Origin of the sequence: Pseudomonas entomophila, assembly GCF_018417595.1 — a bacterium.
Lineage (GTDB): Bacteria > Pseudomonadota > Gammaproteobacteria > Pseudomonadales > Pseudomonadaceae > Aquipseudomonas > Aquipseudomonas entomophila_C.
Genome location: NZ_CP070982.1, coordinates 4,009,440 through 4,025,250, shown reverse-complemented (window position 1 = coordinate 4,025,250; position 15,811 = coordinate 4,009,440). Strand labels below are relative to the sequence as shown.

Genomic DNA, 15,811 nt, shown 5'->3' with positions numbered 1-15,811 from the left:
TAAGCGGTCCCGCGTCCTCGGCATTTGCTATCCTCTGGCCTTTTGCCAAGTTGCGGAACCTGCCATGACTGCCATCGATACCGCCCGCGCGCCCCGGTTCAGCCGCGGCGACCACCGGACCTTGGGCCTGGCGGCGCTGGGCGGCGCCCTGGAAATCTACGATTTCATCATCTTCGTGTTCTTCGCCCTGACCCTCAGCCAGCTGTTCTTCCCGCCCGAGATGCCGGAGTGGCTACGCCTGCTGCAGAGCTTCGGGATCTTCGTCACGGGCTACCTGGCGCGGCCGCTGGGCGGGATCCTGATGGCCCACTTCGCCGACCACCTGGGGCGCAAGCGGGTGTTCAGCCTGAGCATCCTGATGATGGCGCTGCCCTGCCTGCTGATCGGCGTGATGCCGACCTACGCCGACATCGGCTACGCCGCGCCGCTGATCCTGCTGGCCCTGCGTATTCTCCAGGGGGCCGCCGTGGGCGGCGAGGTGCCCAGCGCCTGGACCTTCGTTGCCGAGCATGCTCCGGCTGGGCGGCGTGGCTATGCGCTGGGCTTCCTGCAAGCCGGGTTGACCTTCGGCTACCTGCTCGGGGCGCTGACCGCAACCTTGCTGGCGCAGCTCTACACGCCCCAGGAGATTCTCGATTACGCCTGGCGTTATCCGTTCCTGCTGGGGGGCGTGTTCGGTGTGATCGGTGTCTGGCTGCGCCGCTGGCTCAGCGAGACACCGGTGTTCCTGGCCCTGCGCGAGCGTCAGGCGCGTCCGGTGGCGTTCCCGTTACGCACGGTGCTGGGCGAGCATCGCCGGTCCTTGATTCCCGCGGCACTGCTCACTTGCGTGCTGACGTCGGCGGTGGTGGTGCTGGTGGTGATCACGCCCACGGTGATGCAGCAGCGTTTCGGCATGAGCGCTGGGCACACTTTCGCCTTAAGCAGCGTGGGCATCGTCTTTCTCAATATCGGTTGCGTGCTGGCCGGTTTGCTGGTCGACCGTATCGGCGCCTGGCGTGCGCTGATGATCTACAGCTTGCTGCTGCCGCTGGGCGTTGGTGCGCTCTATGCCAGCCTGGTGGGGCAGTGGGGCGTGATCTGGCTGGCCTATGCCCTGGCTGGGTTGTCCTGTGGCGTGGTGGGGGTGGTGCCGTCGGTGATGGTCGGGTTGTTCCCGGCTGAAATCCGGGTGTCGGGAATATCCTTCACCTATAACGTCGCCTATGCGCTGTGGGCGAGCATTACGCCGCTGGTGTTGATTGCACTGATGCCGTGGAGCCCGTGGGTGTGTGTCGGTTTTTGTCTGGCAATGGGCGTGGTGGGGCTGTTTACGGCCCTCTATTTCGGGCGCCGGGAGTCGCTGATGTCTGGTGCCGAACCGATGCCGATCTTGTGTGGTGACAAATGAGTTGTTAATGGCTGTAGTGCATTGAGGCAGACACGAAAAAGCCCCCGGGCCTCATGGCCAGGGGGCTTTTTCTTGCCGCAAGGGCAGGGCTTACATGTTCGGGTAGTTCGGCCCTCCGGCGCCTTCAGGGGTGACCCAGGTGATGTTCTGGGCCGGGTCCTTGATGTCGCAGGTCTTGCAGTGCACGCAGTTTTGCGCGTTGATCTGGAAGCGCTTGTTGCCGTCTTCCTGGGTGACCACCTCGTACACGCCGGCCGGGCAGTAGCGCTGCGCCGGTTCGTCGTACAGCGGCAGGTTGCTGGCGATCGGGATGTTCGGGTCGGTCAGCTTCAGGTGGCAGGGTTGTTCCTCTTCATGGTTGGTGCTGGAGAGGAACACCGAGCTGAGCTTGTCGAAGCTGAGCTTGCCGTCTGGTTTCGGGTAGTCGATCTTCTGCGAGTCGGCGGCGAGCTTGAGGCAAGCGTAGTCCGGCTTGGTGTCGTGCAGGGTGAACGGCAGCTTGCCGCCGAACCAGTTCTGGTCGACGTAGTTGAACGCAGCGCCCAGCAGCGGGCCGAACTTGTGCATGGCCGGGCCGAAATTGCGGCTGGCGAACAGTTCCTCGTGCAGCCAGCTGGCCTTGAACGCACTGACATAGCCGTTCAGTTGATCACCGCCCTCGCTGCCGGCGATCAGCGCATCGGCCACGGCTTCGGCCGCGAGCATGCCGGACTTCATCGCGGTGTGGCTGCCCTTGATCTTGGCGAAGTTCAGGGTGCCCAGGTCGCAGCCGATCAGCGCGCCGCCATTGAACACCATCTTCGGCAGCGAGTTGAAGCCGCCCTTGCAGATGGCGCGGGCGCCGTAGCTGATGCGCTTGCCGCCTTCGAGGTACTGGGCCATCACCGGGTGGTGCTTCAGGCGCTGGAACTCGTCGAACGGCGAGAGGTACGGGTTGGCGTACGAGAGGTCGACGATCAGGCCGACCACCACCTGGTTATTCTCCAGGTGATAGAGGAACGAACCACCGGTGTTGTCCTTGCTCATCACATCCAGCGGCCAGCCAGCGGTGTGCACCACCAGGCCTTGCTCGTGCTTGGCCGGGTCGATTTCCCAGATTTCCTTGAGGCCAATGCCGTAGTGCTGGACGTCGGATTCGTTGTCCAGGTCGAAGCGCTTGATCAGCTGCTTGCCGATATGGCCGCGGCAACCTTCGGCGAACAGGGTGTACTTGGCACGCAGTTCCATGCCCGGGGTGTACAGGCCATCCTTCGGGTGGCCTTCGCGGTCGACGCCCAGGTCGCCGGTCACGATGCCGCGGACCACGCCGTTTTCATCGAACAGCGCCTCTTGCGCGGCGAAACCCGGGTAGATCTCCACGCCCAGGTTCTCGGCCTGCTGGGCCAGCCAGCGGCACAGGTTACCCAGGGAGATGATGTAGTTGCCCTGGTTGTGCATGGTCTTGGGCACGAACAGGTCGGGGACCTTGGTCGAGCTGCCGGCATCCTTGAGCACATAGATGTCGTCGCGCTTAACTTCGGTGTTCAGCGGCGCGCCGAGTTCCTTCCAGTCGGGGAACAGCTCGTTCAGGGCGCGGGGCTCGAACACCGCGCCGGAGAGGATGTGGGCGCCGACTTCGGAGCCTTTCTCGACCACGCAGACGCTGATCTCGCTACCGGCTTCGGCGGCCTTCTGCTTCAGGCGGCAGGCGGCGGACAGGCCGGCCGGGCCTGCGCCGACGATGACCACGTCGAATTCCATGTATTCGCGTTCCACTGGTTCTCTCCTACTCAAGGCTCATCGCTGTTGCTTGTCTTATGGGTGCTTGACGGTCATGCACGGCGTGCGGCTGCTGTAGCTTCGTGGATGACGGACTACACCGTCTTGTCTTGGCCGCGCATTATATCTACACCACTTGACGGGTCCAATACAAACGTTTGTTTGAATTTGCCGGAGCCCAGTAAAATCAAAGGTACGCGGCTGGAGGGTGGCCAATTTGCCGTATTGACCGGATTGGGTGTTACGGTCAAGATACGAGCGCTTTTACGCTCGCCGTAGGCTGACCGTCGGGCGCAGGTGCACCCCTAAAGACCAGGCGTGGAGCAGGGTTTGCGGGCCGAATCAGGCTTTGTAGTGGAGTCTACACGCCACGACAGAAAATGACCCGAGGGTTTTCGAATCCAAGGTCGTGACAGGACTGATCGGTCACTTGAAATTTTCCCGCCCCGGAACGTTTTTAGAGGTGCCCTTGTACCCACGCGCATTCGCCGGGCAGCCCCCAGGCGATCTTCTTTTCACCGGAGAGTAACGAGGAATCCATGAAGGTTCTTGTAGCTGTCAAACGAGTGGTCGACTACAACGTCAAGGTTCGCGTCAAGGCGGACAACTCCGGCGTTGACCTTGCAAACGTCAAGATGTCCATGAACCCCTTCTGCGAAATCGCCGTGGAAGAAGCCGTCCGCCTGAAAGAAAAGGGCGTGGCGAGCGAAATCGTCGTCGTCAGCATCGGGCCGACCGCCGCGCAGGAACAACTGCGTACCGCCCTGGCCCTGGGCGCCGACCGCGCCATCCTGGTCGAAGCCACTGATGAGCTGAGCTCCCTGGCCGTGGCCAAGGCGCTGAAAGCCGTTGTCGATAAAGAGCAGCCGCAGCTGGTCATCCTCGGCAAGCAAGCCATCGACAGTGACAACAACCAGACCGGCCAGATGTTGGCCGCGCTGACCGGCTACGCCCAAGGCACCTTCGCCTCCAAGGTCGAAGTCGCCGGCGACAAGGTCAACGTCACCCGTGAAATCGATGGCGGCCTGCAGACCGTTGCGTTGAACCTGCCAGCCATCGTCACCACCGACCTGCGCCTGAACGAGCCACGCTACGCGTCGCTGCCGAACATCATGAAGGCCAAGAAGAAGCCGCTGGAGACCGTTACTCCAGATGCGCTGGGCGTTTCCCTCGCCTCCACCAGCAAGACCCTCAAGGTCGAAGCGCCTGCCGCCCGCAGCGCGGGTATCAAGGTCAAGTCGGTGGCCGAACTGGTCGAGAAGCTGAAGAACGAAGCGAAGGTAATCTAAATGACTATCCTGGTTGTCGCTGAACACGAAAACGGTGCCGTAGCCCCGGCCACCCTGAACACTGTCGCTGCCGCCGCCAAGATTGGTGGTGATGTGCACGTGCTGGTCGCTGGCCAGAACGTCGGTGGCGTCGCCGAATCCGCCGCCAAGATCGCCGGCGTGGCCAAGGTGCTGGTCGCGGACAACGCTGCCTACGCCCACGCCCTGCCGGAAAACGTCGCGCCGCTGGTAACCGAGCTGGCCAAGGGTTACAGCCACGTGCTGGCTCCGGCCACCACCAACGGCAAGAACATCCTGCCGCGTGTTGCCGCGCTGCTGGACGTCGACCAGATTTCCGAGATCATCTCGGTCGAATCCGCCGACACCTTCAAGCGCCCGATCTACGCCGGTAACGCCATTGCCACCGTGCAATCGAGCGCCGCGGTCAAGGTCATCACCGTGCGTACCACCGGCTTCGATGCCGTGGCCGCCGAAGGTGGCTCGGCCGCCGTCGAAGCGGTCGCTGCCGCTCATGACGCCGGCAAGTCGGCCTTCGTCAACGAAGAGCTGGCCAAGTCCGATCGCCCTGAGCTGACCGCCGCCAAGATCGTCGTTTCCGGCGGTCGCGGCATGGGCAACGGTGACAACTTCAAGCACCTGTACGCCCTGGCCGACAAGCTCGGCGCCGCCGTCGGTGCCTCGCGCGCCGCAGTCGACGCAGGCTTCGTGCCGAACGACATGCAGGTCGGCCAGACCGGCAAGATCGTTGCGCCGCAGCTGTACATCGCCGTCGGTATCTCCGGCGCAATCCAGCACTTGGCCGGTATGAAGGACTCGAAAGTGATCGTTGCGATCAACAAGGACGAGGAGGCACCGATCTTCCAGGTGGCCGACTACGGCCTGGTTGCCGACCTGTTCGAAGCGGTTCCGGAGTTGGAAAAGCTGGTCTGATCCGGCGGCTTCACTTATAAAGAAGCCCGGCCCTCTTGTTGAGGGCCGGGCTTTTTTTATGGATGCAAGGAGTGTTGCATGGCGTTGCGCTCGAGCAAGGGGATGCTGGCCTGTGCGCTGGCACTGCTGTCGACCTCGGTGTGGGCGGTGGGCAAATGCGAGCGGCTGGTGGCCACGGGCAGCCCGGATGCGCCGCCCTATTCCTGGCAGGACCCGAACGATCCGAAGCACCTGATTGGCGCCAACGTCGACCTGCTGCGCCAGGCGGCGAGCGAGTTGGGGGTGAAGGTGGAGGTGCTGCATGCCGGTCGGCGTGACCAGGCGCTGGAGGAGGTGCGCAGTGGGCGCATGGACCTGCTGCTCGACACCCCCATGCAGGTCGCCCAGCTGACTGCATTGGACTATATCCACCCGGCGCTGCAGCTCAACGAGTACCTGGTATGGACCCGGCATGACGCGACGCTTGCGTTCGAGGGGCCGGCGGATCTGGCCCGCTACCAGGGAAGTCTGTCGGAAAAGGCTCGGTTGACGCCGGCATTCGAAGCGTTTGCCAAGACCCAGCTGAGGCTGGAGCCGGCGCAGAACCTCACGCAGGCATTCCAGAAACTGGTGCTTGGCCAGGTCGACTATGTGCTGGCGGGGCGATACTCCGGCATGGCCATGGCCCAGAGCCTGGGGGTGGGTAATGACCTGGTCGCCCGGGGGCTGCCGGTGGACCGCCCAGGCCTTTACCTGGCGGTGTCGCACAACTCGGCTTGCAACGACAGTTGGTTGCGCGGACAACTGGCAAAAAAACTGACAGAATTGCCGATCTCCGGGGCGACCGAGGCCGTGCTGCAGCGCAATGTCGAGCGCTGGAAAGCGCAGATGCAGGCGCCGCTGGACGCCCCTAAACAGTAGGAAGATTGCGTGAGAATCCAACCTCTTATTCTTGCCCTGGTCGTGTTCGGCCTGGCCGGCTGCGCCAACGACCCGGCGCCCCATGAACAGCTGCGCCTCTCTGAGCAGGCATTGGAGCAGGCCAAGGCCGTCGGCGCCACCGAGCAAGTGCCGGAGTACAAACTGGCCGAAGACAAGCTGGCCCGTGCCAAGGCCAACATGGCCACCGAGAGCTATCGTGATGCGCGCATGCGTGCCGAGCAGGCCGAGCTGGACGCGCGCCTGGCCGAGGCTCGTGTGCTGACCCAGAAGAGCGAGGAGCAGTTGCAGGTGCTGCAGTCGCGGATCAAGCGTTTGCGCAAGCAGCTGGAGGTGCAGCCATGAATCGTCTCAAACCCATGGCGGCGCTGGCTTTGCTGGCGCTGGTCGGATTGCAGGGCTGCGCCAGCCAGCGCAGCGAGTCGGCGCTGGATGACGCCAGCACGGCGTTCCAGAAGGTCAAGGACGATTCCAATGTGCTGCGCAGCGCGCCGCGCGATGTGATTCGCGCAGGTGAGTCGCTGGGGCGTGCGGAGCGCCTGGCCGGCTATATCGGCACGGGCAGCGACGTGCGTCATTATGCCTATCTGAGCCAGCGCTACAGCGAAATTGCCGGTGAGCATGCCAAGCTGGCGCTCAACCAGGAACGCCTGGCCAAGCTCGACCTCGAGCGTCAGCGCTTGCAGTTGGGCTTGCGCGAAGCCAAGCTCGCCAGTGTTCAGCAGCAGGGTAAATGGGTCGAGGCGCAGATTGTTGCGTTGGCGTCCGAGCAGACTGATCGTGGCCTGGTGATGACCCTTGGGGATGTGCTGTTCGACACAGGGGAGGCGGATCTGAAGAACTCTGCCAGCCGTACTGTGCTCAAGCTGGTGCAGTTCCTGCAACTCAATCCGCGCCGGGTGGTGCGTATCGAGGGTTACACCGACAGCACTGGCAACCCGGAAGATAATCTCAAGCTGTCCCGTGATCGTGCTCAGTCGGTTGCCGACATGCTGGTCGACCTGGGGGTCGACGAGAAGCGTATCCAGGTTGAGGGGTATGGCGACCAGTACCCGGTGGAGGCCAATGCCTCGGAGCGGGGCAGGGCGCAGAACCGTCGGGTCGAGATCGTCTTCTCCGATGACAAGGGCAAGCTCGCGCCGGCGCGCTGAACCCAGGCTTTTCATTCGCGGGCAAGCCCGCTCCCACGGGGTTTGTATGCGCCCTGTGGGAGCGGGCTTGCCTACGAATGGGCCGGAATGACCAATAGATAACTACCAGTCTGCCAACTAACTTCAATTTCTTTGATCTTGATCTTGATCTTGATCTTGATCTTGCTTCTAAGTGCGCGATAGTTCAGGCGCCGCCAAATGCGACTTCAGGAGGCCGAACGTAGGACTTGCGTAGCGGGGCGACGGGCATGGATGCCCGTCGAGCACTGATGGGCCATGGATGGCCCTTCAGTGCGTCCACGCGGGAGCAAGGCCGGAGTGAGGGAACCCCGGAGCGAAGCGCAGGGGTCGTATGAACGGAGCCAGCGGTTTTTGCCTTCTTTTGCCCGCGTGCAAAAGAAGGTCGCCGTAAGGGCGAAAAGGTGAGTCAGCGCCGCCATCGTGAATGGATATGCTCACGAATTTCAAGGCCAATACTCTGAAAGTCAAAGTCAAAGTCAAAACTTAATAGGTCTCTACAGCTGTGTGCATATCCATTTGCGATAGCGACTCGAAGTCACCTTTCCGCCCTTACGGCGGGTCACTTTTTGTCAAACGCGACAAAAAGTAACCAAAAAACGCTGCGCTCCATTCATACGGCCCTCCGCTACGCTCCGGGTCCCTTCGCTCCGGCGCCTTCCGGGCCCGCGCGGCCTACGACTTGCTGCGCAAGTCTACATCTCGCGCCTTCGGCTACGCCGAAGGGTGCTGCGCACCTGGCCCTCCAGACGCCTGCGCTCAGCCTCCTGAAGTCGCGAAGTTACGGGCGGCGCCTGGGCTGGCGCAGCTGTCGCTAGCTGACGGTGTGGCTAACATCCTGATCGCCAAAGCCAAAGCCAAAGCCAAAGCCAAAGCCAAAGCCAAAGCCAAAGCCAAAGCCAAAGCCAAAGCCAAAGCCAAAGCCATTTTGCGCGTTCGTCGGCGCTTCGATGCAGTCGCTCACTTTTTCACTGTCACGCAACTGTATTGTTGACTATTCTCCGATCTGCCCCAGTACACTTCTCAACTGTTACGGTATTCTGGCTCCGCAGTGAGTCGCACAAGAACAATGATCCCGTCCGCGCTTCGAGAACACGCCATGACCAACCTGCTGCTGTACCAGCGCATTGCCCAGCAACTGGCCGATGATATCCGGCGTGGTGTCTACCAGCCCGGCGAGCGCGTGCCCTCGGTGCGCAAGATGAGCGCGCAGCTGAATGTCAGCCATGCCACTGTGCTGCAGGCTTATGCCAACCTCGAGGACCAGGGCCTGATCCGGGCGCGGCCGCAGTCGGGCTACTACGTGCACCAGACCCCGGCGTTGACTGCCCAGACTCCGGATATCGCCCGGGTCGAACGCCCGGGGCTGGTCACACGCGCCAGCATCATCCAGCAGGTTCTGGTCGAGGCGCGTCGTGATGGCGTGTTTCCCTTCGGTGCGGCGGTTCCCCATGTGGACTACCTGCCGGTGCGCGCCCTGCACCAGCAATTGGCCAAAGTCACCCGGTTTCATAGTCCGCGTGCTTTCAGCTACATGTTCAGCCCAGGTTTCGAACCATTGCGTCGGCAGATCGCGATACGCATGCGCGACGCCGGTGTGTTGGTCGACCCGCGTGAAGTGGTGGTCACTCACGGCTGTGTCGATGCCTTGCAGATGTCGTTGCGAGTGCTGACCCGACCAGGTGATCTGATCGCTGCGGAATCACCAACCTACTATGGGCTGTTGCAGCTTGCCGACCTGCTGGGATTGAAGGTCATCGAGATCCCAAGCGACCCATCCACGGGTATCAGCCTCGAGGCTTTGCAACTGGCGGCCAACCAATGGTCGATCAAGGCATTGGTCCTGACCGCTCGCCTCAGTAATCCTCTGGGTGGCACCATTCCGGAAGAGCGTCAGAAGCAACTGCTGCGCCTGGCGTCAGACTTCGATATCCAGATCGTCGAAGACGATATCTATGGCGAGTTGATGTTCGAGCAAGGGCGCACCAAGGCCCTCAAGGCGTTCGATCGCCTGGACCGGGTGATCTACTGTTCGAGTTTTTCCAAGACCCTTTCACCGGGTGTGCGGGTTGGCTGGATGATTGCTGGGCGATACCAGGACGAAATTCAGCGCTTGCAGACCTTCACTACGCATTCGGCGTGCAGCGTGACCCAGATGGGCGTGGCGGCGTATCTGGAGAACGGTGGCTATGATCGCCACCTGCGTTTCATTCGCCAGGAATACCGCAAGAACCTGAGTGCCTACCAGTTGGCTGTGCAGCAGCACTTCCCGGAAGGTACGCAGATGACTCGACCAACAGGTGGTTTCATTCTCTGGGTGAGTCTGCCTGGGCGGGTCAATACGCAAGAACTGCATGTTCGAGCGCTGGAGCAGGGAATCAGCATTGCGCCAGGCCTGATCTTCAGCAACACCGAGCAGTTCAATCACTGTATTCGTCTCAATTGCGGCTTCCCGTGGAACAAAGAGGCCGAGCGTGCGGTGGTTGCATTGGGGTTGCTGGCCAGTCAATTGTGCAGGGAGTCAACGGCCTCACTTTTGTAGGCTTGTCAGACGCGCGTGGAACAGGGAGCATACGCGCTTTTCCAGCCTGTTCCCGGTACCTATGAAAGCGCTTCGACCGTTTGCCCTCATCCTGTGCTGTGCAGTGCCCTGGTTGTCAGTGGGCGTGGCCCAGGCTGCGGAGCCTGCGGCCAAGGCGCAGGCTGCGACAGGCAAGGCCGCCAAGCCGGCAAAAGCTGCTGTGAAGTCCAGGCCCAAAGCGAAGGCGAAGCCAGCCAGCAAGGCCGTGGCCAAGCCTCTGGCTGTGCCCAAGCTGGACTTGAGCCTGCCGGCCGACATGGTTCGGCATCTCAAGCCGGATGTCGGTGATGTGCCGCCGCCACGCAAGGCGTTATTGCCGTCCATGTTCCCGACCAAGCCAGAGTCCGACGACAGCCCGTTCCAGCTCAATGGCCGGTTGATCAGCAACGAAATGCAATTGCAGCTTCGCAACGATGCGCGCCATGACGTGGAAGGTGCCGCAATCGATTTTGAATTTCGCAACTGACTGCCGGGTCACGGGTGAATTCATCCGTTCGGCAATTTCAAACGTATGTTTGAGCGGTTAGTATCCAGGGACGTTCGTCCCGTTTTGCTCCTGGGAGTCCTGTTGTCATGAAATGCCGCGAGGGCTGTGGTGCCTGCTGCATCGCCCCGTCCATCAGTTCGCCGATCCCCGGTATGCCAGAAGGCAAGCCGGCGGGTGAGCGCTGCCTGCACTTGAATGTCGAAAACCTGTGCGAGCTGTTCGGCAGGCCCGAACGGCCCAAGGTGTGTGGCGGCTTCAAGGCGGAAGTGGATATCTGTGGCAATGATCGTGACGACGCCATCCGCATCATCGGGTGGCTGGAGCAGATGACGGCGGCGTGACAGGTTGGATCTTCGACAACAAGGAACAAGATGATGAGATCGATCAAGCGTATCGCACTGCTATGTGGCATGGGTGTCCTGCTGGCGCCGACGGCCTGGGCCGAGAACTGGAAGGTGGCCAAGGACGAGGAGGGCATCAAGGTATCGCTGAGCGAAGTGCCGGGCTCGCAGTACAAGGCCTACCAAGGCGTGACCGTGATCAAGGCGCCGCTGGCCAAGGTCAGGGCGCTGCAGGAGGATGTGGCGGGGGCCTGTGCCTGGATTCACGAGTGCAAGTCGCAGAAGCTGCTCAAGCAGGAGGGCGACCAGAGCTGGACCTACACCCAGTTCAACACGCCGTGGCCGGTGACACCGCGTGACTCGATTCTGCACGTGACCACCGTTCAGGAGGCTGATGGCAGCCTCACGCGCAAGCTCGAGGAGCAGCCAAAGTACCTGCCCGAGACCGATGGTTTCGTGCGCGTGGCCCGGGTGCAGGGCTTCTGGAAGCTGGTGCCCAAGGGTGACAGTACCGAGGTGATCTACCAGGTGCACACCGAGCCGGGTGGCAGCGTGCCGGCGATGGTGGCCAACAAGTTCGTGGTGGAGGCGCCGTTCAACACCCTCAAAGCGTTGCGCGCGAAGGCCGAGAAGTAGTAGCCGGCGGATCTGGCCCTTTCGCGGGCAAGCCCGCTCCCACAGGGGCTACGCATGCCCGCGAAAGGGTCGGTACTGGCGACGCAGAAACAAAAAAGGCTGCCCTGGGGCAGCCTTTTTGCGTTCGGCTTGTAAAGCTTACTTGCGGTCCTTCAGCTCGACGATGTCACGCTGCTCGTAACCGGTGTACAGCTGGCGCGGGCGGCCGATCTTGTACGGGCCGGAGAGCATTTCTTTCCAGTGCGAGATCCAGCCCACGGTACGTGCCAGGGCGAAGATCACAGTGAACATGCTGGTCGGAATGCCGATGGCCTTGAGGATGATGCCCGAGTAGAAGTCGACGTTCGGGTACAGCGAGCGCTCGATGAAGTAAGGGTCGGTGAGGGCGATCTCTTCCAGGCGCATGGCCAGTTCGAGCTGCGGGTCGTTCTTGATGCCCAGCTCGCCCAGCACTTCGTCGCAGGTCTTCTTCATCACGGTGGCGCGCGGGTCGCGGTTCTTGTACACGCGGTGACCGAAGCCCATGAGCTTGAACGGGTCGTTCTTGTCCTTGGCCTTGGCGATGTACTTGTCGATGTTCGAGACATCGCCAATTTCATCGAGCATGGTCAGCACGGCTTCGTTCGCGCCGCCGTGGGCCGGGCCCCACAGTGCGGCGATACCGGCGGCGATACAGGCGAACGGGTTGGCACCCGAGGAGCCGGCCAGGCGCACGGTGGAGGTGGAGGCGTTCTGCTCGTGGTCGGCGTGGAGGATGAAGATCCGGTCCATCGCCTTGGCCAGCACCGGGCTGATCGGTTTGATCTCGCACGGGGTGTTGAACATCATGTGCAGGAAGTTTTCCGCGTACGACAGGTCGTTGCGCGGGTACATCATGGGCTGGCCCATGGAGTACTTGTAGACCATCGCCGCCAGGGTCGGCATTTTCGCGACCAGGCGCACGGCGGAGATCTCGCGGTGCTGCGCGTTGTTGATGTCCAGCGAGTCGTGATAGAACGCCGACAGGGCGCCAACCACGCCGCACATCACCGCCATCGGGTGAGCATCGCGACGGAAGCCGTTGAAGAAGGATTTCAGCTGCTCGTGAACCATGGTGTGGTTCTTCACGGTGCTGACGAACTGCGCTTTCTGTTCGGCGTTGGGGAGTTCGCCGTTCAGCAGCAGATAACAGGTTTCGAGGTAGTCCGATTGTTCGGCCAGTTGCTCGATGGGGTAGCCGCGATGCAGCAGGATGCCCTTGTCACCGTCGATGTAGGTGATCTTCGACTCGCACGAGGCGGTCGCCATGAAGCCAGGGTCGAAGGTGAAGTGGCCGGATGCCCCCAACCCGCGGACGTCGATAACATCGGGACCAACGGTGCCGGTTAAAATGGGCAGCTCGACGGGGGCATTGCCCTCGATGACCAACTGCGCTTTTTTGTCAGCCATGTGGCCTCCTATTAATGCTTGAAATCATCAGACAGACCCCCCACGCAGGGCCCGCACCACTATAGAGGGATAAATTCGAATGTCAATTTGCCTAAAGGCTGGTTGAAACGCCCTCTGGAGCCTGGTTTTTCGCGAAATTCCCGCCCGTTTACGCCTTTTGTTCATTAAAGGCAATGCGCTATTCGGGCGAGTCCCTCACGTTGTCATGAGCAGCCTAACTGTCTATACTCGGCAGCCGACTCCCAGGGGCTTTCAAGCCCGTCCTGCTGGGTGTCGTCGCTCTCCTGGGTGGTGGGTACCTGACCAGTACACTTACCAACAACTTTGCCCTGTTAGCTAGGGGCTCTTCAGTGTGAAAAAAGCCGTGAAAAGCCAACGACCTGTAAACCTAGACCTAAGGACCATCAAACTCCCGATCACCGCGTACACGTCCATTCTTCACCGTATCTCCGGCGTCATCCTGTTCCTCGGCCTTGCCATCATGCTGTACGCATTGGGCAAGTCGCTGGGTAGCGAGGAAGGCTTTGCCGAGGTGAAGGCGTGTCTGACCAGTCCGCTGGCCAAACTGGTGACCTGGGGCCTGCTGTCCGGCCTGCTGTATCACCTCGTGGCAGGTGTGCGCCACCTGATCATGGACATGGGCATCGGTGAGACGCTGGAAGGCGGCAAGCTGGGCTCGAAAATCGTGATCGTCATCTCCGTGGTGCTGATCGTTCTGGCAGGAGTTTGGGTATGGTAACTAACGTCACGAACCTCTCGCGTTCGGGCCTCTACGACTGGATGGCGCAGCGCGTCTCGGCGGTCGTTCTCGCGGCTTACTTCATTTTCCTGATCGGCTACCTCGCCGCACACCCGGGCATCGACTATGCCCAGTGGCACGGCCTGTTCTCCAACAACGCGATGCGTATCTTCAGTCTGCTGGCCCTCGTTGCCCTGGGCGCCCACGCCTGGGTCGGCATGTGGACCATTGCCACCGACTACCTGACGCCGATGTCGTTCGGCAAGTCGGCGACTGCGATTCGTTTCCTGTTCCAGGCGGTATGCGGCGTAGCGATGTTCGCTTACTTCGTCTGGGGTGTGCAGATTCTCTGGGGTATCTGATTCATGGCTAACATTCCAACCATTTCCTTCGACGCCATCATCATCGGTGGCGGCGGGGCAGGCATGCGCGCAGCGCTGCAACTGGCTCAAGGCGGCCACAAGACTGCCGTAGTCACCAAGGTGTTCCCGACCCGTTCGCACACCGTTTCCGCCCAGGGCGGCATCACCTGCGCCATCGCTTCGGCCGACCCGAACGACGACTGGCGCTGGCACATGTACGATACCGTCAAGGGTTCCGACTACATCGGTGACCAGGACGCTATCGAATACATGTGTCAGGAAGGCCCGGCCGCGGTCTTCGAGCTGGACCACATGGGCCTGCCGTTCTCGCGTACCGAAACCGGCCGTATCTACCAGCGTCCGTTCGGTGGCCAGTCCAAGGACTTCGGTAAAGGTGGCCAGGCCGCCCGTACCTGCGCAGCCTCCGACCGTACCGGTCACGCGCTGCTGCACACCCTGTACCAGGGCAACCTGAAGGCAGGCACCACCTTCCTCAACGAGTACTACGCCGTTGACCTGGTGAAGAACCAGGACGGCGCCTTCGTCGGTGTGATCGCGATCTGCATCGAAACCGGCGAAACCATGTACATCAAGTCGAAGGCCACCGTACTGGCCACTGGCGGTGCCGGCCGTATCTACGCCTCCACCACCAACGCCCTGATCAACACCGGCGACGGTGTCGGCATGGCCCTGCGTGCCGGCGTGCCGGTGCAGGACATCGAGATGTGGCAGTTCCACCCGACCGGTATCGCCGGCGCCGGTGTACTGGTTACCGAGGGCTGCCGCGGTGAGGGTGGCTACCTGATCAACGCCCATGGCGAGCGCTTCATGGAGCGTTACGCGCCAAACGCGAAAGACCTGGCCGGCCGCGACGTGGTTGCCCGTTCCATGGTCAAAGAGATCATCGCCGGCAACGGCGTGGGCCCGAACAAGGACCACGTACTGCTGAAGCTGGACCACCTGGGCGAGGAAGTGCTGCACAGCCGCCTGCCAGGTATCTGCGAGCTGTCGAAGACCTTCGCCCACGTCGACCCAGTGGTCGCGCCGGTACCGGTCATCCCGACCTGCCACTACATGATGGGCGGCGTTGCCACCAACATTCATGGCCAGGCCATCACCATGGACGCCGAAGGCAACGACCACATCATCCCGGGTCTGTTCGCCGTGGGTGAAGTGGCGTGCGTATCGGTCCACGGTGCCAACCGCCTGGGCGGCAACTCGCTGCTCGACCTGGTGGTCTTCGGCCGTGCCGCCGGCCTGCACCTGGAGAAGGCGCTGAGCGACGGCGTCGAGTACCGCGACGCCAGCGACACCGACGTCGAAGTGGCCCTGAACCGCCTGAACAAGCTCAACGAGCGCACCACCGGCGAAGACGTCGCCAGCCTCAAGCGCGAGCTGCAGAGCTGCATGCAGAACTACTTCGGTGTATTCCGTACCGGCGAATACATGCAGAAGGGTATCGAGCAGCTGGCCGGCCTGCGTGACCGCATCGCCAACGTCAAGATCAACGACAAGTCCCAGGCCTTCAACACCGCGCGTATCGAAGCGCTGGAGCTGCAGAACCTGCTGGAAGTCGCCGAAGCGACCGCGATTGCCGCTGAAGCCCGTAAAGAATCCCGCGGCGCGCACGCCCGTGAAGACTTCGAAGACCGTGACGACGAGAACTGGCTGTGCCACACCCTGTACTACCCGGGTGAGAAGCGCGTCGCCAAGCGTGGCGTCAACTTTGCGCCGAAGACAGTTCCTGCCTTCGAACCAAAAGTCCGGACTTACTAAGGGTGGC

At 61.8% G+C, this 15,811-nt stretch carries 16 protein-coding genes; 13 read left to right on the top strand and 3 right to left on the bottom strand.

Going from position 1 to position 15,811, the window contains the following annotated elements:
- The first annotated feature begins 64 nt into the window (after positions 1-64).
- Positions 65-1,390 (top strand): MFS transporter, encoded by a 1,326-nt coding sequence (locus JYG34_RS17435; RefSeq protein ID WP_213657610.1) that lies wholly within the window; start codon positions 65-67, stop codon positions 1,388-1,390.
- Between the two features lie 90 nt (positions 1,391-1,480).
- On the opposite strand, the gene JYG34_RS17430 is transcribed toward JYG34_RS17435, so the two are convergent.
- Positions 1,481-3,145 (bottom strand): electron transfer flavoprotein-ubiquinone oxidoreductase, encoded by a 1,665-nt coding sequence (locus JYG34_RS17430; RefSeq protein WP_213657609.1) that lies wholly within the window; start codon positions 3,143-3,145, stop codon positions 1,481-1,483.
- A gap of 542 nt (positions 3,146-3,687) precedes the next feature.
- Between JYG34_RS17430 and JYG34_RS17425 the strand changes: the two genes are divergently transcribed.
- From JYG34_RS17425 to JYG34_RS17405, 5 genes are all read left to right on the top strand, one after another.
- Entirely contained in the window at positions 3,688-4,437 is a 750-nt protein-coding gene (locus JYG34_RS17425; RefSeq protein ID WP_213657608.1) for an electron transfer flavoprotein subunit beta/FixA family protein, read from the top strand.
- A complete protein-coding gene (locus tag JYG34_RS17420; RefSeq protein ID WP_213657607.1) occupies positions 4,438-5,367 on the top strand; it encodes an electron transfer flavoprotein subunit alpha/FixB family protein in 930 nt (309 codons plus the stop codon).
- 78 nt (positions 5,368-5,445) lie between these two features.
- Entirely contained in the window at positions 5,446-6,267 is an 822-nt protein-coding gene (locus JYG34_RS17415) for a substrate-binding periplasmic protein (RefSeq protein WP_213657606.1), read from the top strand.
- A gap of 9 nt (positions 6,268-6,276) precedes the next feature.
- Positions 6,277-6,630 carry a DUF4398 domain-containing protein gene (locus tag JYG34_RS17410; protein ID WP_213657605.1) on the top strand — a complete coding sequence of 118 codons (354 nt, stop codon included), beginning with the start codon at positions 6,277-6,279 and terminating at the stop codon, positions 6,628-6,630.
- The gene (locus JYG34_RS17405; protein WP_213657604.1) at positions 6,627-7,436 is read left to right on the top strand and encodes an OmpA family protein; all 810 of its coding nucleotides are present in this window, start codon (positions 6,627-6,629) and stop codon (positions 7,434-7,436) included. The genes JYG34_RS17410 and JYG34_RS17405 overlap by 4 nt, the downstream gene beginning before the upstream one ends.
- An 832-nt stretch (positions 7,437-8,268) precedes the next feature.
- On the opposite strand, the gene JYG34_RS26465 is transcribed toward JYG34_RS17405, so the two are convergent.
- On the bottom strand, positions 8,269-8,436 hold the full coding sequence (locus JYG34_RS26465; protein ID WP_283811765.1) for a hypothetical protein: 168 nt from the start codon (positions 8,434-8,436) through the stop codon (positions 8,269-8,271).
- A gap of 117 nt (positions 8,437-8,553) precedes the next feature.
- Between JYG34_RS26465 and JYG34_RS17395 the strand changes: the two genes are divergently transcribed.
- The 4 genes from JYG34_RS17395 to JYG34_RS17380 all read left to right on the top strand — a co-directional run bounded on the left by JYG34_RS17395 (position 8,554) and on the right by JYG34_RS17380 (position 11,499).
- Positions 8,554-9,996, top strand: a complete 1,443-nt coding sequence (locus tag JYG34_RS17395) for a PLP-dependent aminotransferase family protein (protein ID WP_213657603.1) — start codon at positions 8,554-8,556, stop codon at positions 9,994-9,996.
- A 61-nt stretch (positions 9,997-10,057) separates the two neighbouring features.
- Positions 10,058-10,501 (top strand): hypothetical protein, encoded by a 444-nt coding sequence (locus tag JYG34_RS17390; RefSeq protein ID WP_213657602.1) that lies wholly within the window; start codon positions 10,058-10,060, stop codon positions 10,499-10,501.
- A 107-nt stretch (positions 10,502-10,608) separates the two neighbouring features.
- Positions 10,609-10,863, top strand: coding sequence for a YkgJ family cysteine cluster protein (locus JYG34_RS17385; protein ID WP_213657601.1), 255 nt, complete (start codon positions 10,609-10,611; stop codon positions 10,861-10,863).
- Between the two features lie 33 nt (positions 10,864-10,896).
- The gene (locus JYG34_RS17380) at positions 10,897-11,499 is read left to right on the top strand and encodes an START domain-containing protein (RefSeq protein ID WP_213657600.1); all 603 of its coding nucleotides are present in this window, start codon (positions 10,897-10,899) and stop codon (positions 11,497-11,499) included.
- 138 nt (positions 11,500-11,637) lie between these two features.
- On the opposite strand, the gene gltA is transcribed toward JYG34_RS17380, so the two are convergent.
- Positions 11,638-12,927 carry a citrate synthase gene (gene gltA, locus JYG34_RS17375; protein WP_011534756.1) on the bottom strand — a complete coding sequence of 430 codons (1,290 nt, stop codon included), beginning with the start codon at positions 12,925-12,927 and terminating at the stop codon, positions 11,638-11,640.
- 352 nt (positions 12,928-13,279) lie between these two features.
- Here gltA and sdhC point away from each other — a divergent pair, with 352 nt between their 5' ends.
- The 3 genes from sdhC to sdhA are packed head-to-tail and all read left to right on the top strand — an operon-like array spanning position 13,280 to position 15,804.
- Positions 13,280-13,666, top strand: a complete 387-nt coding sequence (gene sdhC, locus JYG34_RS17370) for a succinate dehydrogenase, cytochrome b556 subunit (protein WP_011534755.1) — start codon at positions 13,280-13,282, stop codon at positions 13,664-13,666.
- On the top strand, positions 13,660-14,028 hold the full coding sequence (sdhD, locus tag JYG34_RS17365) for a succinate dehydrogenase, hydrophobic membrane anchor protein (RefSeq protein ID WP_011534754.1): 369 nt from the start codon (positions 13,660-13,662) through the stop codon (positions 14,026-14,028). Before sdhC ends, sdhD begins: the two co-directional genes overlap by 7 nt.
- Positions 14,029-14,031: 3 nt before the next feature.
- Positions 14,032-15,804 carry a succinate dehydrogenase flavoprotein subunit gene (gene sdhA, locus JYG34_RS17360; protein WP_011534753.1) on the top strand — a complete coding sequence of 591 codons (1,773 nt, stop codon included), beginning with the start codon at positions 14,032-14,034 and terminating at the stop codon, positions 15,802-15,804.
- Positions 15,805-15,811 lie beyond the last annotated feature (7 nt).